This is a genomic window from Bartonella sp. AP280QHHD, assembly GCF_042196125.1.
Taxonomy (GTDB): domain Bacteria; phylum Pseudomonadota; class Alphaproteobacteria; order Rhizobiales; family Rhizobiaceae; genus Bartonella.
Genome location: NZ_JBHIPQ010000013.1, coordinates 78511 through 95186, shown reverse-complemented (window position 1 = coordinate 95186; position 16676 = coordinate 78511). Strand labels below are relative to the sequence as shown.

Here is a 16676-nt window from a genome sequence, read left to right as displayed (position 1 = left end):
TTTTATGTCTTGCTCTATTTCTCTTTTTTTTCCCGATGGTTCAAAACGTAATTACCCCGCTGAAATGACAGGCTTGGAATTAGCAGAATCTATTTCTAAATCACTTGCAAAAAAAGCAGTCGCCTATAGTCTTGATGGTATCACGCGAGACTTATCGGATCCATTGGGACAATCTGGTCAAGTAGAGATTATTACCCGAGAAGATTCACGCGCTCTTGAGCTCATAAGGCATGATTGCGCCCATGTCCTTGCTGAAGCAGTGCAAGAGCTCTTTCCTGAAACGCAAGTAACAATAGGTCCTGTCATTGAGAACGGATTCTATTATGATTTTGCACGCCAACAACCTTTCACATTAGATGATCTCACCGTCATTGAAAAGAAAATGCGTGAAATTATCCAACGCAATAAACCTTTTAGAAAAGAAATTTGGTCTCATGAAAAAGCAAGAAAAGTTTTTTCTGAGAAAAAGGAATTTTATAAAGTTGAACTTATTGATAGCATTCCTGAAAATCAAGATTTAAAAATCTATTATCAAGGGGAGTGGTTTGATCTTTGTCGCGGACCGCACATGCAATCTACAGGGCAAATTGGGAATGCTTTCAAATTAATGAAAGTTGCAGGAGCTTATTGGCGTGGCGATGCCAATAATCCAATGCTCACGAGAATTTATGGAACAGCATTTGCAAATGAAAATGACTTAAAAGCCTACCTCCATATGCTAGAAGAAGCTGAAAAACGTGATCATCGCCGCTTGGGACGTGAAATGGACTTATTTCACTTTCAAGAAGAAGGGCCAGGAATGATTTTTTGGCACAAAAAAGGTTGGAAAATGTTCCAAAATTTGATCAGCTATATGCGTAGACGCCTTGATGATCATCAATATGCTGAAGTTAATGCACCACAAGTTCTCGATAGGTCACTCTGGGAAATATCTGGCCATTGGGGTTGGTATAAGGAGAATATGTTCAAAGTAATTTCAGCAGAAGAAGATTCAGATCATGGGAATGTTTATGCCCTTAAACCAATGAACTGCCCTGGTCATGTGCAAATTTTTAAACATGGTTTAAAATCTTATCGTGATTTGCCTATTAGACTTGCTGAATTTGGACTTGTTCATCGTTATGAGCCTTCAGGCTCTTTACATGGTCTTATGCGTGTGCGTGGTTTTACACAAGATGATGCGCATATTTTTTGTACTGATGAACAATTAGCCGATGAATGTCTCAGTATTAATGATCTTATTTTATCAACTTATGCCGATTTTGGTTTTAAAGAAATTAGTCTTAAGCTTTCAACCCGTCCAGAAAAACGAGTTGGATCTGATGCATTATGGGATCATGCAGAAAGTATCATGGAATCTGTCCTTAAAACGATTGAAACAAAATTTGCAGGACAAATCAAAACAAGCATCCTTCCAGGTGAAGGAGCATTTTATGGTCCAAAATTTGAATATACATTAAAGGATGCTATCGGTCGTGAATGGCAATGTGGAACAACACAAATAGACTTTAATCTCCCTGAACGTTTTGGTGCATTCTATATTGATAAAGATTCAGAAAAACGTCAGCCTGTTATGATCCACCGTGCTATTTTTGGATCAATGGAGCGTTTTCTTGGTATATTAATTGAAAATTTTGCTGGACATATGCCACTTTGGCTTGCTCCTGAACAAATTGTTGTTGCAACAATTACATCCGAAGCAAATGAATATGCCCAAAAAATAACAGCAAAACTTAAAGCTGTTGGGCTTTCCGCAACAATAGATCTCCGCAATGAAAAAATTAACTATAAAATACGAGAACATTCTTTACAAAAAGTCCCCGTAATTTTGGTATGTGGCAAACGTGAAGCTGAAACAAACAGCGTAAATATGCGCCGCTTAGGAAGTACAAATCAAACCCTTTTATCTGTAGAAGATGTGATTAAACAACTCTCAAATGAAGCAACACCTCCAGATTTGCAACGTGTAATAAATGCATAATATCACGGAAGATGGTAATACGTTAATTTTTTACTATAAATTTTCAGTTTTTGTACAAAATGAAATAATTTGATATTGTAGTGTGTTTTTGTTTCATGCACAATGACCTGTCACCAGAAAGAATAACGTGCTCTTTCTCTACAAGGTGGATTGGTGAAAAAGTTGAATATAAGCTATGAGCTGTTTAAATGCAAAAATCATAGACAATTGAATATTAATAATAACATTAATCTTTTACCTTTATAATGAAAAAATTCTGCTATTATCATGGATAGATCATTACAATAATTATAGAAACATCAAGCAAGAAAACTGAAAACAAGATTATATTTATTAATAAAAAATATGTAAAATTAGCTGAACAATGATATTTCTTATTCGTAAGATAAGCCCTTATAAAAAGGACAAGATATTGATTTATAATGATAATATATCGTTATTCATATTAAATAAGGTTTCGAATATCATAGGCTTCTCTTATTTTTAATATGTTTATGTTGAATCTATCAAAATCATTTGCTTGCACGAAACAAGCGGAATGAGTGCGTGGATAAAAATTATTGAGAAAGGACTTTTAAAATGCCTACAATGAACCGCCTAAAGTGCTAAGAATTGTTGCAGTCATTGAGAACAGGCTATAATTATAATGATGATGCCGACTTGAACCTTCATAAGTATAAAAATAACGGTACTCAACGAGTTTACCATTAATCATTCACGAGGCATTATGGTAAAATAAGATTAAGAAGCCTTAAGAAACATCTCTTTAAAACAAGCACATGAATTGGTAAGCTAATGGCATTCTACATCCCGCAATCTACACTGATGAGATATTGCCTTAATTTTTATAAAGCCAAATCAAAAAAAATGGCAAAACTCAGCGTTTATTCTTTCTCTTCTTCATGTTTTACCAAATGAAAAACTCGTTAAATATACACATACGATATATGACTACTCGTTGAACGTATAAAATTCTGTGCACATCCATAAAACATCTAAATATCTACGAAACACATATAAAATAAAAAAATATTATTATCGTGCTCTATCAAGAACACGCTTACATTCAATGAGTTCAAACAGAATTTCTTGTAACAATGCTTTATCAGTTTTATCTTTGTAAAGATTCACAGAACCGACAGATGTTTCTCCCTCATTCCTCATGAAACTCAAAAGCCCAAAAGAAGATTTCTTAGGCTTATTGCTAGCATTTTCAGAAGTTTGTCCTGCATGTTTCTTCTCTATGACCACATTCATAGCATCAAGATCACCATTACCCAATGCAGTCACAAAAGCAACACCATTTTCTTTCAAAAGGCGTTGCACACCTTTTATCGTATAACCCTGATCATATAGTAACTGCTTAATACCATTGAGCAAATCAACATCGACCGGACGATAATAGCGCCTTCCTCCCCCACGTTTCATTGGTTTAATCTGCCTAAAACGTGTTTCCCAAAATCTTAAGACATGCTGCGGAAGCTCCAATAACTCCGCTACTTCGCTAATTGTGCGAAAAGCATCAGAGCTTTTATCCATTTTGTAACACCTTATTTAAAACAAAATAAATTACTTCACAATGACTCATTCTGTCTCAATTTCTCAACAAGATTAGTCAAAAATAAGACCATCATTGATACCTTACTCACCAGTCTTTTTCTAAAAAATAAAGACCCTTATTTTATACATTTCTTTAACAAATACCAAACATACCATGGCATTTATTTATGAGATATCATTTTTTCTGTTTTGCACGATGCGAATCTAAAATTCTCTGTTTAAGGACATTGGCAGCCTTAAACGTCACAACACGTCGCGGCGGAATCGGTGCTTCAACACCTGTTTTTGGATTGCGTCCAACACGTTCATTTTTACTGCGAACCTGAAAAGTTGCAAAAGAAGATAATTTAACCGCTTCACCTCTTACAAGTGAGTTGCAAATCTCATCCAAAACCAATTCGACTAAAGCTGCTGATTCAGTATGTGACAAGCCCACTCTTTTACAAACTACGCTCGCTAAATCTGCACGCGTTACTGTCTTACTTGTCATTATAACCACCTATTAAAATATTAAAAATTACAAAATGACTTATACGTTTTCTTGAAATATGGTCAAGTAGCCATAATTTACCAACGAATAAGAATTGCTCCCCATGTAAATCCACCTCCCATGGCTTCTAACATGATAAGATCTCCTTCTTTTATTTTTCCATCGCAAACAGCTGTTGTTAAAGCCAACGGAACTGATGCAGCAGACGTATTACCATGTTGATCAACGGTAATCACAACTTTATCTAGTGAAATTCCCAGCTTTTTAGCAGATGCTTCAATAATGCGCTTATTAGCCTGATGAGGTACAAACCAATCTAGTTGTGAAGAATCCATACCTGCAGCTGCAAAACAATCATCAACCACATCCGTTATCATACCAACAGCATATTTAAAAACTTCTCGTCCTTCCATACGCAAATAGCCTGTCGTTTGTGTTGTTGAAGGTCCACCATCAACATATAGCTTATCTATATAAGCACCATTAGAGCGCAATTTCGCAGACAATATACCACGCTCAAAAGCAATATCACCCTCAGTTTCTAGTGCTTCCAAAATAACAGCACCAGCACCATCACCAAACAAAACACATGTCGTACGATCTTCCCAATCTAAAATTCGAGAAAATGTATCGGATCCAATAACTAAAATTCTTTTAGCCCCTCCACACCGTAAATAAGAATCTCCTGTTGTTAAAGCAAAAATAAAACCAGAGCAAACAGCTTGAATATCAAAAGCAAATCCATGGCTCATTCCCAAAGCATGCTGAATTTCAACAGCAGAAGCAGGAAAAGTACGATTCGGGGTGGACGTTGCTAAAATAATACAATCGATGTCTTTTATTGTTAAACCAGCATTTGTAAGTGCTGCTTGCGCAGCCTCAACTCCTAAAGAAACAGTTGTTTCATTTTCACTGGCAATATAACGTTGGCGTATTCCTGTACGCTGAACAATCCATGAATCTGACGTTTCAACAAACTTTGCAATCTCATCATTTGATAAACTTCTTTTCGGCAAAGCACTTCCTACACCACGTATAATTGACCGAATCATTCAGCTCTTACCTTTTCTTCAAATTTTTTATTTCTATTATAAGAGCTTATCATAAGGACTCTCCATTCATCACCGCTTCATCTTCTTGGTCAAAAAGTGTTGCTTTATTTTCATGAAATCGCCGTAAATCAGCCGTTATTTTTTGTAAAAGTCCATTATTAACCATTTTATAACCAACGCGGATAGCAGAAGCAAAGCCATTAGCATTAGCACTGCCATGACTTTTTATAACAACACCATTCAAACCTAAAAGAACTCCTCCATTCACCCTATCAGGATCCATTTTATGTTTCAGTATACGAAAAGCACCCCGTGATAAAAAATAACCAAGAGATGTTAAAAAAGAACTGCGCATTGCAGAGTTTAAAATCTCTCCTATCTGTCGCGCGGTTCCTTCTGCGGTTTTTAAAGCAATATTACCAGAAAACCCCTCTGTCACAACAACATCGACTGTTCCTTTTCCAATGTCATTGCCCTCAACAAATCCTTTATATTCCAATCCTTCTAATTGCACTTCACGCAATATCATTCCTGCTTTTTTTATTTCATAAAGTCCTTTAACCTCTTCCACCCCCACATTTAAAAGCCCAACACTTGGTCTTTCAGTGTGATATAAAGCGCGAAACATACCTGCTCCCATAACCGCCAAATCAACCAACTGACTAGCAGAGGCACCAATTGTTGCTCCAATATCTAAAACAATACTCTCACTGCGCAGTGTTGGCCAGATACCCGCAATACCAGGACGTTCAGCCTCTGCAAGCATTTTCAAACAAAAATAAGACATGGCCATGAGTGCACCCGTATTACCAGCAGAAATGCAAGCATCAGCTTCACCATTTTTTACCGCTTCAATGGCGTACCACATTGATGATTTACCACGTCCATTACGAAGTGCTTGGCTTGGCTTTTCATCCATGCGTGTATAACTTTCTGTAGGGCAAAAGCGCGATACAGAATCCAAACAGGGATATTTTTTTAAAACCGGACGAACAGCCTCCTCTACTCCATAAAATAGAAAATAAATATTTGATAAATATTTTTGTACAATTGCTGCTCCTGCAATAGCTGCTTCTGGACCGTAATCACCGCCCATGACATCCACAGAAATTCTAATCACGCTTGCATATCCCACATCTTTTCATTTACATCTTTAAATACATATTATGATTTTTGGCTCCTGAATACTCACACAGCACATCTTGCGAAAATCGCTCCGCAGAAAATACCGTTTAGCATACAATAGATATTTTTTGTATGTTTCTACAATCACTTCCAATTTTTCAAAACAGAAAATGGAGAGAATTTTCGCTCTGCTTCTTCTAAATTTTCACCCATATTCATCTTTATCCCTTCTTTACGTGGATAATGATTAATAGACAACTCAAAAAACTCTTCCATGATTGCGCCAATATCAATTTTATCATCATAAAACACTTCAGGAGTATCAAGCCCCCCCACATCTAAAAACAATTCCCCTGTATCCTCTGATATTTGGGGCTTCATCAAATTTGAATCTTCAGGAACAAAAACAACCTCAATATTTTCACAAAGGATATTTTCTAATGGTTCCAATGTAACAACACATAACTGTAGTATACGCGCTTGCAACAGACCTTTTATACGCACTCCGCGTTTTTTCCACGGGAAAATATGGAATTTTCCCTCACAAGATTTTACTTCAATTAAATCATGGTTCTGGGCTAAATGTGTACATTCTTTTTTGTTTGCACAAAAATGAACCCTTATACCTTTAGCAGGTAGAGAACGTACAGATATTGGATAAGCCAAAGCAAATGTCATTTGAGGAACATTTTGAACATTCATTGACAACTCCCAAACATAAAAACGCGTAAAGCACTATGTTTTTATTTATCTCAAGTATTTATGCATTTTTTTCTTTTCTAAAGAAATTCTATATGGCATAATTTGCTTTATAACAGGGAAACTCAGTGTAAGCTACGGTAGATTAAGTTAAAATTAGAAAAAACTTGAGGTTGCCTTCTTGTCCTACATCTCAGTATAAAAAGGAGATACCATTGTTTCAAATGCCTCACATAATAGCCTTAATCAAACGTAAATTATTGATTGGTCTATCAATAGCAAGCATAGGAATGCTTGCTGGGTGTAGCCTTCTTGATTCTTCAGGTTCGAGCCAAATTTATAGAGAGGGCTATGTTCTTGATAAAAATGCTCTAAGTTCTATCTCTATTGGCTCAAGTCAAGAGCAAGTTCTTTTAACTTTAGGGACCCCTTCATTAAAAACAAAATATGATAATGAAGTTTTTTATTACATCTCACAGACACGTTATCGTGGGATGCAGTTTATGAAAACAAAGATTATTGATCGCAAAGTTTTAGCCATTTACTTCAATAAAAATAATCAGGTTGCAAAAGTTGCAAATTACGGATTACAAGACGGTCAAGTATTTGATTTTATTACACAAACAACGCCAACTGTAACGAAAGAACATCCTTTCTTAATTCAAATTATAAAAGGCCCTGCGAATTTGCCACCCCATAACTAAATTATATAGTCTGCATACCGTTTCAATATTATAGGTCTGATAATATCAGATCTATAATAGGGGGATTTGTAACTCTTAGAGGCGAACTTTTTTTGCCATACTGTCAAGAACTGCATTAACAAGTTTTGGCTCATCACCTTCAAAAAACGCCTTTGCTATGTCAACATACTCATTCATGACAACCGCAACGGGAACATCTTTACGGTTGATCAACTCCCATAAACCTGCTCGTAAAATTGCTCGCAATATAGAATCAAGACGTGAAAGAGACCACTCTGCAGAAAGCTGTTGATGAAGCAGCGGATCAAGCTGCTTTTGATCTTTTACAACACCCGTTATAATAGCCAAAAACCATTGAAAATCAGCTTCAAGATATTGATCTCCATCAATATCTTTTCCCAAACGATAAGCCTCATACTCAGCTGCCGTTTCCATCACCCCCGAACCCACGATATCCATTTGATAGAGTGCTTGAACTGCAGCGAGTCTTGCTGCTCCACGTTTATTGGCTGAACGCGGAAAATGTCTGCTTTTTATATCAGCCATATTTAACGATTATCTCCAAATCTCTTTTTTAGAGCGATCATACATAAAGCAGCTTCAGCCGCAAAACCACCTTTATTTTTATCATCTAGTTTTGCACGCACCCATGCTTGTTCTTCGTTTTCAACAGTCAAAATACCATTTCCAATAGCCAAGTGCTGATGAACAGTTAAATCCATCAATGCACGACAAGAATCATTAGCAACAATTTCAAAGTGATATGTTTCACCCCGAATAACACAACCAAGAGCAACATAACCATCATACGATATCTTGTTTTGTTCAGCAAAAGCTATTGCACTTGGTATTTCTAATGCTCCAGGAACCGTTACAACATCATAACTTGCTTCAGCTTTTTGCAAAGTATTCACTGCACCTCTCAAAAGTGCATCAGAAATCCCCTCATAAAAACGTGCCTCAACAATCAATACGTGAGGCTTTTTACCTATCTCTTTCATCATAATGGAATTCCACAAAAAACGAATCAAAAAAATCAAAGTTATAAAGTATAAAATTCTGAAAACGATCAATAGAGTGTTGGTTTATTCATCTTCTCTTTTTAAAGCAAAAAGTTTTGCAGCATAACGAGCAAGTTGATCAATTTCCAAATTGACCCGATCTCCAATTTTAGCTTGTCCCCACGTTGTCATTTCAAGTGTATGGCGAATAATAAGAACATCAAAAACACAATCCTCAACACCATTAACAGTCAAAGATGTCCCATTAAGTGCAATAGATCCCTTATTAACAATGAAAGGCATAAATTGTCTTGAAACTTTTAAATAAAAGCGAATTGCATCCCCTTCATTTTTTTGATCAATGATTTCAGCCAAACCATCAATATGACCAGAAACTAAATGTCCTCCCATTTCATCACCCAATCGAAGCGAACGTTCCAAATTAACAAAAGTTCCTTTTATCCATTGTGCAAGATTCGTTAAACGTAATGTTTCTTCCCACGCCTCGACAACAAACCAATTGGAATCTTCTTGCTTTAATCCTCGCTCTACAATTGTCAGACAAATTCCTGAACAAGCAATTGACGCCCCAATTGCTAAGCTTTCTATAGCATAGCGGGTAGAAATCTTTAAACGCATCCCCTGCTTTAAAGGTTGAACATCTTCAACACAACCAATATCCGTTATAATTCCTGTGAACATAATGTCTTACGTCTCCACTTATAAAAACGGTCATTTCCAAACATTCTTGTCTCAATCTCATGAAACTGCGAGAGATAATTTCCAAAATGAGGGGCTTCAATACGATTTTTGCCTAAAACAATGGGGGTATGAAAACATATCAAATGATCAACACAACCAGCATTCAAAAATTTTTCCCCTGTCTTGACACCCCCTTCCAATAAAACACTATTAATCCCATGTTTATAAAGCATCTGTAAAAGAGCAAAGGGTTCTACACAACCATTGTTCATCTCGACCGAATAAACAGACACACCATATTGCTCCAATGCATTTTTTTTGCTTTTCTTTGAAATATCCACATCACAAATAACCCATGTAGGAATTTTTATGGCTGTTTGGACAACTTTTGCATCAAGGGGGATAGATAAATCTGCATCCAAAATAATACGAATTGGTGAGCGCATCTCCATCCCTGGCAAGCGGCAATTGAGTTGTGGATCATCTGCTAATATAGTACCAATACCAACGAGGATAGCATTATTTTGAGCACGTAGAATATGCGTATGGGCATGAGAAAGTGTTCCACTAATTTTTACGCTGCCCTTCTCTCTTTTTCCAACACCATTATCGGCAGAAATTGCCATTTTAAAAGTGACCGCACAGCGTTGTATCTTCCTTATGCACCAATGCGTCCATAAGGATTCAAAAGCCTCTTCAGCTAAAATGCCCTCAACCACTTCAATACCCGCCGCTCGCAAAAGAGCAATACCATGACCATCAACACGCTTGTCACAATCAGTCAGCGCAATAACAACTCGAGAAACACCTGAATCAATAAGCGCATTCACACACGGCGAAGTTTTTCCATAATGCGCACAAGGTTCTAAAGTAACATAAGCAGTCGCTCCTTGAGCCAAAGAACCTGCCATGTGTAAAGCTTGCACTTCCGCATGAGGACTCCCATGAATAGCTGTTACGCCATAGCCAACAATAAAAGCCCCCACAGCACCATTATCGTTTCGCACAATTAACGTACCAACGGAAGGATTCTCACCTGTAAGACCGACATGACGTTCTGCTAAACGAATAGCTGCAGCCATAAACCGTTCATCTTGCACTTTTTTATTCATCAAAACGAGATTCTGTATCCGCGATACCCTTTGACAATTCATCTATAACATCGTGAAAATCGCTTGCATTACGAAAATCTCGATACACAGAAGCAAAACGAATATAAGCAATATCATCAATTCTTTTCAATGCTTCCATCACAAGATGCCCAATTTTTTCTGAAGAAATCTCTGGTTCTCCCAAACTTTCAAGCTGGCGTACAATGCCAGAAATTGCTCGTTCAATATGATCGGGATCAATATTGCGCTTACGTACAGCCACATCAACTGATCGCATTAACTTATCACGATCGAAGGGTTCACATCGTCCACTTTTTTTAGCAACCAAGAGCTCACGCAACTGAACACGTTCAAAAGTTGTAAAACGACCACCACAAACGGAACACACACGGCGGCGGCGAATCACTGCCCCCTCTTCTGCTGGACGAGAGTCTTTGACCTGTGTATCCTCATATTGGCAGTAAGGACAGCGCATCCTTTGTATCCTTAACGAGTGGTAAGATAAGAGTAAAGAGGAAATTGATTCGTTATATCTTTTACCTTTTTCTCAACAGCCATTTCAACGGCATGATTATCTTCATCACTTTTTGCACTCCGAAGACCATCAAGAACTTCTGAAATCAGATGACCAACTTGAATAAACTCTTTTTCTAAAAAACCACGCGTCGTGGCAGCAGGTGATCCCAAACGAATTCCCGATGTTATAGATGGCGTTTCAGAATCAAAAGGAATGCCATTTTTATTGCAGGTAATATGAGCGCGTCCCAAAGCCAATTCAGCACATTTACCTGTTAGATTTTTGGAACGTAAATCAACCAACAACAAATGATTATCTGTACCACCAGAAACAATATTAAAACCATTACCCTGTAATGTTTTTGCTAAAGTTTTCGCATTAGCGACAACATTGGCACTGTAACTCTTGAAAGAGGGACGCAAAGCCTCCTCAAACGCAACAGCCTTTGCGGCAATCACATGCATTAAAGGACCACCTTGAAGACCAGGAAAAATTGCAGAATTAATTTTTCTGGATAAAGCCTCATCATTTGTCAATATTAAACCACCCCGAGGACCTCGAAGCGATTTATGTGTTGTTGTTGTTACAATATGCGCATGTGGAACAGGTGAAGGATGCACGCCACCAGCAACAAGACCAGCAATATGAGACATATCAACGAGTAAATGAGCACCGATTTCATCTGCAATTTCACGGAATCTTTCCCAATCCCATAGCCGTGGATAAGATGAGCCCCCTGCTATAATAAGTTTTGGCTTACGTTCTTTTGCAAGCTGCTCAACCTCATCCATATCAATAATCTGATCTTCTTGACGCACACCATAGGAAACAACATCAAACCATTTTCCTGACATATTAACAGGTGAACCATGCGTAAGGTGACCTCCAGCATTTAAATCCAACCCCATAAATGTGTCACCAGGCTGAAGTAAAGCTAAAAAGACAGCTTGATTCATTTGGCTACCAGAATTAGGCTGTACATTCGCAAACGCAGCACCGAAAAGCAGTTTTGCCCTTTCAATAGCTAAATCTTCAACGACATCAACAAATTGACACCCACCATAGTAGCGCTTTCTTGGATAACCTTCTGCATACTTATTGGTTAAAACAGACCCCTGCGCTTCAAGGACCGCTCTTGAAACAATATTCTCTGAAGCAATAAGCTCAATTTCATGTTGTTGACGCTCAAACTCCCCTCTAATTGCGTCAAAAATTGCACCATCAACAGTTTGTAAATTATCATTAAAAAAGCGCTTTTGTGCGTCATTTTCTTGCTGAGTCATAAAACACATTCCTAACATAAAAAAATAAAGTCAAGGAACGATAACACAGCAAACCATGCAAACCAAACATTTTAAACTACTTACACTCAAAAATAATGAGGCAAATATTTATCTTATTCTTTGTTATAAAAACAGCGAAAAACTTTCCTCTCGAGAATAGTAAAAAATGAGATTACATTTCTTTTTTTACACTCTTATTTGTTTACACCTTTTACAAAAAATATCTATAATCTAAAGAAATTCAATAATTTAATGATTAAAAATAATTTATAATGTGAAAAGCTGAATATAATAGGCAAAGTTAATACGAAGGCAAATAAAAATGCTAACCAAAGTTTTTATTGATGGTGAACATGGCACAACCGGACTACAAATACAAAAACGCTTAGAAAGGCGTACAGATTTAAAACTACTCTCTCTTGCTCATAAAGATCGCCATAATGTTCATCTGCGACAAGACTATCTTAATCAAGCCGATATTGCTATTTTGTGTCTTCCAGATGATGCTGCACGCGAAACGGTTCATTGGCTTCAAAAAAATAAAAACATTAGGATTATTGATAGCTCGACAGCCCACCGTGTTGCACCAGACTGGGTTTACGGTTTTCCTGAAATGACAGCAGGACAAAGAAAGCGCATCCAAGCAGCACATTATATAACCAATCCCGGATGCTATCCTACCGGTGCCATTAGTTTGATTCGCCCACTCCGTGAAGCAGGACTGCTAGACGCCGATTATCCCATCTCGATTAATGCAATCTCCGGCTATACCGGTGGTGGAAAACAGTTGATTTTACAAATGGAAAATCAATCTCAACAAAATATTCAGGACAATTATTTTATCTATGGTCTTAATCTTGAACACAAACATGTGCCAGAAATTAAAATCTATGGACAAATCAATCAACCCCCAGTTTTTATACCAAGTGTGGGTCGTTTTCCCCAAGGAATGATTGTGAATCTTCCTCTGCATCGCCATTTATTCACAAAATCAGCAAACTGTTCTGATTTGCGCGAAATTCTCGCAAACCATTACGATGGACAAAATACCATTTTAGTTGCATCACAAGAAGAAACTGCTTCACTTCAAAGACTTAATCCAGAGTGTTTAGCCAATAAAGATGGTATGAAACTGTTCGTATTTGGAAATGATCGTGAAGGTATTTTTAATCTCAGCGCCATATTCGATAATTTAGGAAAAGGCGCATCAGCTGCAGCTATCCAAAACCTCGATTTAATGCTTTCAAGCGACTAAACCTCCCTACCCACAAACTTTTATTCAACAACGCGATAAGCCCCTTTTGTTGCTCGCCAATGTGCAACAACAAAACACAACACGACTAATGCCATACTTTGATGAATGAGCCCCAAACTTATCGGAACCTCATGTAACAGTGTTAAGATACCCAAGACTGCTTGGATAATAATCATAACACAGATAAGAAATGCACGACGAGAATGAGTTGAATGTGGAGCATTTTTTTGTACATAGAAAGCATGAATAGCCGAGGCAATCAATAAAAAATAAGCAAAAAACCGATGAATAAATTGAACCATTAAGGAATTTTCGAATAAATTGAGCCAAACAGGACGATGCTGCAACAATCCATCAGGAATAATCTGCCCATCCATAAGGGGCCATGTATTATAGACTTTTCCAGCATGAAGCCCTGCAACCAAAGCTCCGAAATAAATCTCTATCAAGACGAGAATAACAAGCCATGCCGCAAAATATTGCACCTTTTTATTTGCTGGTTTTTCTGAATATTCTGCAAGCCCTCGAGATAAATAAGTAACAAAAACAATAACAAAACATGCTGTTATAAGATGAAATGCCAAACGATATTGGCTCACACTTGTTAAATTACTTTGCCCAATCCCTGAAGCAACCATCCACCAACCAATAAAGCCTTGAAAGGCGATAAGAATAGGTACAACAATAAGCGGGAGTAAGATATTTTTTTCAACACGCTTAGTCGCCCAAAACCAAATGAGCCCCAATAAAGCGACAAGACCAACAAGACGCCCAAGAACACGATGCGCCCATTCCCACCAAAAAATGACCTTAAAAGCACTTAAGGTCATATCAGGATTAAGCAGCTTATATTGTGCTATTTGTTGATATTTTAAAAATTCCTCTTGCCATTGATCCTCACCAATCGGTGGAATAACGCCGTGTATTGGCTTCCATTCCGTTATAGATAATCCTGATCCCGTCAAACGAGTAGCGCCACCTACTAAGACAATTGCCAAACAAAGCAATAAAATAGAGTAAAGCCACACCTGTATATGTTTTCTATTTTCCTTTTGCACAGGCGTTAAAATGCTATTGTTTAATCTCTTTACTGCCATCTCTGATTGCCCCACGCTTCTCTCCAACTAAAATGCATTTTAAAATTTAAACATTAACTCTTTGTCTATTTTAGTATGTACTACAACTTTAGCAAAAAACAAGCGTACCACTATAACATGCGATACATATTTCTTTTTTACGAAGCTTATGATGCTACAACGCGATAAACAGTCTTTGGAAAGCTGTCTACCATACGCATCATCCATTCTTGTTTATTAAGAACAGTATTACAAATATAATAGTCTGTTAGCTCTGCAAATTGCTCAAACCCATATTTGGGTTCGCTTGCCATCTCTAGGATGATAAAATCATATTCTTTTTTAAATTCTTGTAATATATGAAAAATATCATTTGAAAAATCTTGTGCTGAAATAGCACTTGTTAACCCCTGAGGAAGAATATCAACCCCCGTATCATAATCACGGTAAATAACATCATGCAACTTGGCATTGCCCGTTAAAATATCACTCAGTCCGCGATGTGGGCCTATGACTTTCTCTATTTGTTGACCAGAAATATCGACCAACAAAATTGTTTTGTTCTCTTTTGTGAGATGAAGTGAAAGCTTTGCCGCTGTCCGTGCAGCTTCTGGTCCAATGATTGAAATAATGGTTGAAGCACGCCATTTCAAAACATCAGATAATCCCTCTATCGTAATAAAAGCTTCAAAATTTTTCATTTCTTGAGAGACTAAAATACTCTCATTTTTCTTAAGATCATTTTCTTTTGATCTCAAATCCTCTTCTGAGATTTGGTCTTTTTTCCTTTTAAAGCACGGATAGAATAACAATATTCCTAGCAAAAGAGTAAGGAAACTGACCAATGCACTCACAAGAATATTTTTTCCATAAAGAGCCATAAAAGAAATTGGTGCTAACGTTGTTGGCGTGACCACGTGGATATTTGTATTTTGTAAGAGAAGAGGATCATCACTCAATCTCCGATATGAATCAATAATTTTTTCTCTTCGTTGAGCAGACTTGCTCATCGCTTCATTTTGGGCATCGACTGCTACTTTTATTTTATTTTCAAACTCGTTAAATATTTCATTCAAAGATTGGGATTGATCTTTTACAAAAAAGTTCATTCTTTTTTTGAGCTGTTTTTCTAATTCCGTTGCAATAACCTCATCTGAATGAACTTGATAAACGATTTGTAAAATTTTATTTTTTAATTGATGAGAAACTGTCTCTAATTCTGCAGTCATCGCTTTAATTTGAGGATGTGTCCACCCTAATTGCACAGCCATATGTGCTCTTTGTGTTTCCAAGAGATCACGTTTAGATTCCAGAGCAGCAATTGCTGAATTGCCTGCAATAAACGATAAAGACAGTAAAGACTGCCCATTTTCACGCATCATGTTAATCGTTGAATTCAAACTTGTTAAATGAATACGCTTTAAAGTTGCTTGCGTTAATTGCATCGAAAGATCATGAAGCTCTGTTTGTTTTACACCACGCTGAATAAAAGAATCAATAGATTTACGAAATTCCTGCACGATATTAAGGATTGCAATATTATCATATTGTTTGTCTTCTAATTTATCATTTAACAAGAATTGTTTCTGTTTTATGATTGCTTGTGAAAATGCGGAAAACCAAGTTTCCAACCCACGTTGAGCTGCTTCAAGTGTCTCGGCTTCAAAAGTAAGATCGATAAAATCACCATGACGCGATAAACGGATATTTTCATGATTTTTTTTCTTATAAGAAGCACTTAAAGAAAAATTCGAATCATTGAAGAACATAGGCTGTGAAAACAAAAAGGCGATAACATTGTCTTTCTTTTTAATTGGTAATGGCTTTCCTACAGAATCAGATAATGAAAATGTTAAAGTTGCTTGGTAACCACGAGGCTGGACAAAATAATACAACCAAATCAAAGATACACATAGCATTTGTAATAGCAAAACAATCAAAATGCTTCGCCATACGGTACGTACGAATAGTCTTTTATTACATGTAAGACTCATCTTTATTTTAACCAGCAAAATACTTCTTCATATTGTTTTATTAAGAGAAAGTAGTAACTATCCTCTTAACTTGCTGTCATATTATTTTGAGATAATAAAAATATAAAATTTAAGAACAAATGTTC

Annotated in this window: 16 protein-coding genes; 3 read left to right on the top strand and 13 right to left on the bottom strand. The window is 36.9% G+C overall.

Annotated elements, in window-relative coordinates:
* The first annotated feature begins 4 nt into the window (after nucleotides 1–4).
* Nucleotides 5–1981 (top strand): threonine--tRNA ligase, encoded by a 1977-nt coding sequence (gene thrS / locus ACFIMK_RS00790; RefSeq protein WP_375638198.1) that lies wholly within the window; start codon nucleotides 5–7, stop codon nucleotides 1979–1981.
* A 1035-nt stretch (nucleotides 1982–3016) separates the two neighbouring features.
* On the opposite strand, the gene ACFIMK_RS00785 is transcribed toward thrS, so the two are convergent.
* The 5 genes from ACFIMK_RS00785 to ACFIMK_RS00765 form a co-directional block, all read right to left on the bottom strand.
* On the bottom strand, nucleotides 3017–3520 hold the full coding sequence (locus ACFIMK_RS00785) for a MerR family transcriptional regulator (protein ID WP_375607116.1): 504 nt from the start codon (nucleotides 3518–3520) through the stop codon (nucleotides 3017–3019).
* 196 nt (nucleotides 3521–3716) lie between these two features.
* Entirely contained in the window at nucleotides 3717–4031 is a 315-nt protein-coding gene (locus ACFIMK_RS00780) for an integration host factor subunit alpha (protein WP_273791377.1), read from the bottom strand.
* A 77-nt stretch (nucleotides 4032–4108) separates the two neighbouring features.
* Nucleotides 4109–5083 carry a beta-ketoacyl-ACP synthase III gene (locus tag ACFIMK_RS00775; RefSeq protein ID WP_375629381.1) on the bottom strand — a complete coding sequence of 325 codons (975 nt, stop codon included), beginning with the start codon at nucleotides 5081–5083 and terminating at the stop codon, nucleotides 4109–4111.
* A gap of 49 nt (nucleotides 5084–5132) precedes the next feature.
* Nucleotides 5133–6203 carry a phosphate acyltransferase PlsX gene (plsX, locus tag ACFIMK_RS00770; protein WP_375613059.1) on the bottom strand — a complete coding sequence of 357 codons (1071 nt, stop codon included), beginning with the start codon at nucleotides 6201–6203 and terminating at the stop codon, nucleotides 5133–5135.
* 149 nt (nucleotides 6204–6352) lie between these two features.
* The gene (locus ACFIMK_RS00765) at nucleotides 6353–6910 is read right to left on the bottom strand and encodes a DUF177 domain-containing protein (protein WP_375613060.1); all 558 of its coding nucleotides are present in this window, start codon (nucleotides 6908–6910) and stop codon (nucleotides 6353–6355) included.
* A gap of 221 nt (nucleotides 6911–7131) precedes the next feature.
* Between ACFIMK_RS00765 and ACFIMK_RS00760 the strand changes: the two genes are divergently transcribed.
* Complete coding sequence (locus ACFIMK_RS00760; protein ID WP_375607172.1) at nucleotides 7132–7611, top strand: outer membrane protein assembly factor BamE; 480 nt, start codon at nucleotides 7132–7134, stop codon at nucleotides 7609–7611.
* A gap of 75 nt (nucleotides 7612–7686) precedes the next feature.
* Here ACFIMK_RS00760 and nusB read toward each other — a convergent pair whose 3' ends face one another.
* From nusB to glyA, 6 genes are all read right to left on the bottom strand, one after another.
* Nucleotides 7687–8157: a transcription antitermination factor NusB gene (nusB, locus tag ACFIMK_RS00755; RefSeq protein ID WP_015856452.1), complete on the bottom strand. Its 471-nt coding sequence runs from the start codon at nucleotides 8155–8157 to the stop codon at nucleotides 7687–7689.
* Between the two features lie 2 nt (nucleotides 8158–8159).
* Nucleotides 8160–8615 carry a 6,7-dimethyl-8-ribityllumazine synthase gene (locus tag ACFIMK_RS00750; RefSeq protein WP_375611572.1) on the bottom strand — a complete coding sequence of 152 codons (456 nt, stop codon included), beginning with the start codon at nucleotides 8613–8615 and terminating at the stop codon, nucleotides 8160–8162.
* Between the two features lie 81 nt (nucleotides 8616–8696).
* Nucleotides 8697–9314: a riboflavin synthase gene (locus tag ACFIMK_RS00745; RefSeq protein ID WP_375613061.1), complete on the bottom strand. Its 618-nt coding sequence runs from the start codon at nucleotides 9312–9314 to the stop codon at nucleotides 8697–8699.
* Nucleotides 9296–10426 (bottom strand): bifunctional diaminohydroxyphosphoribosylaminopyrimidine deaminase/5-amino-6-(5-phosphoribosylamino)uracil reductase RibD, encoded by a 1131-nt coding sequence (gene ribD / locus ACFIMK_RS00740; RefSeq protein ID WP_375611590.1) that lies wholly within the window; start codon nucleotides 10424–10426, stop codon nucleotides 9296–9298. Before ribD ends, ACFIMK_RS00745 begins: the two co-directional genes overlap by 19 nt.
* Nucleotides 10419–10901 (bottom strand): transcriptional regulator NrdR, encoded by a 483-nt coding sequence (gene nrdR / locus ACFIMK_RS00735; protein WP_375611570.1) that lies wholly within the window; start codon nucleotides 10899–10901, stop codon nucleotides 10419–10421. Before nrdR ends, ribD begins: the two co-directional genes overlap by 8 nt.
* Before the next feature lie 11 nt (nucleotides 10902–10912).
* Entirely contained in the window at nucleotides 10913–12226 is a 1314-nt protein-coding gene (gene glyA, locus ACFIMK_RS00730) for a serine hydroxymethyltransferase (RefSeq protein ID WP_375683057.1), read from the bottom strand.
* A 322-nt stretch (nucleotides 12227–12548) separates the two neighbouring features.
* Between glyA and argC the strand changes: the two genes are divergently transcribed.
* Nucleotides 12549–13481 (top strand): N-acetyl-gamma-glutamyl-phosphate reductase, encoded by a 933-nt coding sequence (argC, locus tag ACFIMK_RS00725; protein ID WP_375613064.1) that lies wholly within the window; start codon nucleotides 12549–12551, stop codon nucleotides 13479–13481.
* Between the two features lie 20 nt (nucleotides 13482–13501).
* Here the strand turns inward: argC and ACFIMK_RS00720 are convergent, their stop codons facing one another.
* The gene (locus tag ACFIMK_RS00720; RefSeq protein WP_375629412.1) at nucleotides 13502–14578 is read right to left on the bottom strand and encodes a COX15/CtaA family protein; all 1077 of its coding nucleotides are present in this window, start codon (nucleotides 14576–14578) and stop codon (nucleotides 13502–13504) included.
* Nucleotides 14579–14724: 146 nt separating this feature from the next.
* Nucleotides 14725–16551 (bottom strand): hypothetical protein, encoded by a 1827-nt coding sequence (locus ACFIMK_RS00715; protein WP_375638201.1) that lies wholly within the window; start codon nucleotides 16549–16551, stop codon nucleotides 14725–14727.
* Between the last annotated feature and the right edge of the window lie 125 nt (nucleotides 16552–16676).

Bases quoted from the DNA above. Each gene is read 5' to 3' on its own strand.
- nrdR (WP_375611570.1), bottom strand. From the start codon at position 10,901: ATGCGCTGTCCTTACTGCCAATATGAGGATACACAGGTCAAAGACTCT.
- nusB (WP_015856452.1), bottom strand. From the start codon at position 8,157: ATGGCTGATATAAAAAGCAGACATTTTCCGCGTTCAGCCAATAAACGT.
- ACFIMK_RS00765 (WP_375613060.1), bottom strand. From the start codon at position 6,910: ATGAATGTTCAAAATGTTCCTCAAATGACATTTGCTTTGGCTTATCCA.
- ACFIMK_RS00720 (WP_375629412.1), bottom strand. From the start codon at position 14,578: ATGGCAGTAAAGAGATTAAACAATAGCATTTTAACGCCTGTGCAAAAG.
- glyA (WP_375683057.1), bottom strand. From the start codon at position 12,226: ATGACTCAGCAAGAAAATGACGCACAAAAGCGCTTTTTTAATGATAAT.
- ACFIMK_RS00760 (WP_375607172.1), top strand. From the start codon at position 7,132: ATGCCTCACATAATAGCCTTAATCAAACGTAAATTATTGATTGGTCTA.
- ACFIMK_RS00750 (WP_375611572.1), bottom strand. From the start codon at position 8,615: ATGATGAAAGAGATAGGTAAAAAGCCTCACGTATTGATTGTTGAGGCA.
- ACFIMK_RS00785 (WP_375607116.1), bottom strand. From the start codon at position 3,520: ATGGATAAAAGCTCTGATGCTTTTCGCACAATTAGCGAAGTAGCGGAG.
- ACFIMK_RS00745 (WP_375613061.1), bottom strand. From the start codon at position 9,314: ATGTTCACAGGAATTATAACGGATATTGGTTGTGTTGAAGATGTTCAA.
- ACFIMK_RS00775 (WP_375629381.1), bottom strand. From the start codon at position 5,083: ATGATTCGGTCAATTATACGTGGTGTAGGAAGTGCTTTGCCGAAAAGA.
- argC (WP_375613064.1), top strand. From the start codon at position 12,549: ATGCTAACCAAAGTTTTTATTGATGGTGAACATGGCACAACCGGACTA.
- thrS (WP_375638198.1), top strand. From the start codon at position 5: ATGTCTTGCTCTATTTCTCTTTTTTTTCCCGATGGTTCAAAACGTAAT.
- ribD (WP_375611590.1), bottom strand. From the start codon at position 10,426: ATGAATAAAAAAGTGCAAGATGAACGGTTTATGGCTGCAGCTATTCGT.
- ACFIMK_RS00780 (WP_273791377.1), bottom strand. From the start codon at position 4,031: ATGACAAGTAAGACAGTAACGCGTGCAGATTTAGCGAGCGTAGTTTGT.
- ACFIMK_RS00715 (WP_375638201.1), bottom strand. From the start codon at position 16,551: ATGAGTCTTACATGTAATAAAAGACTATTCGTACGTACCGTATGGCGA.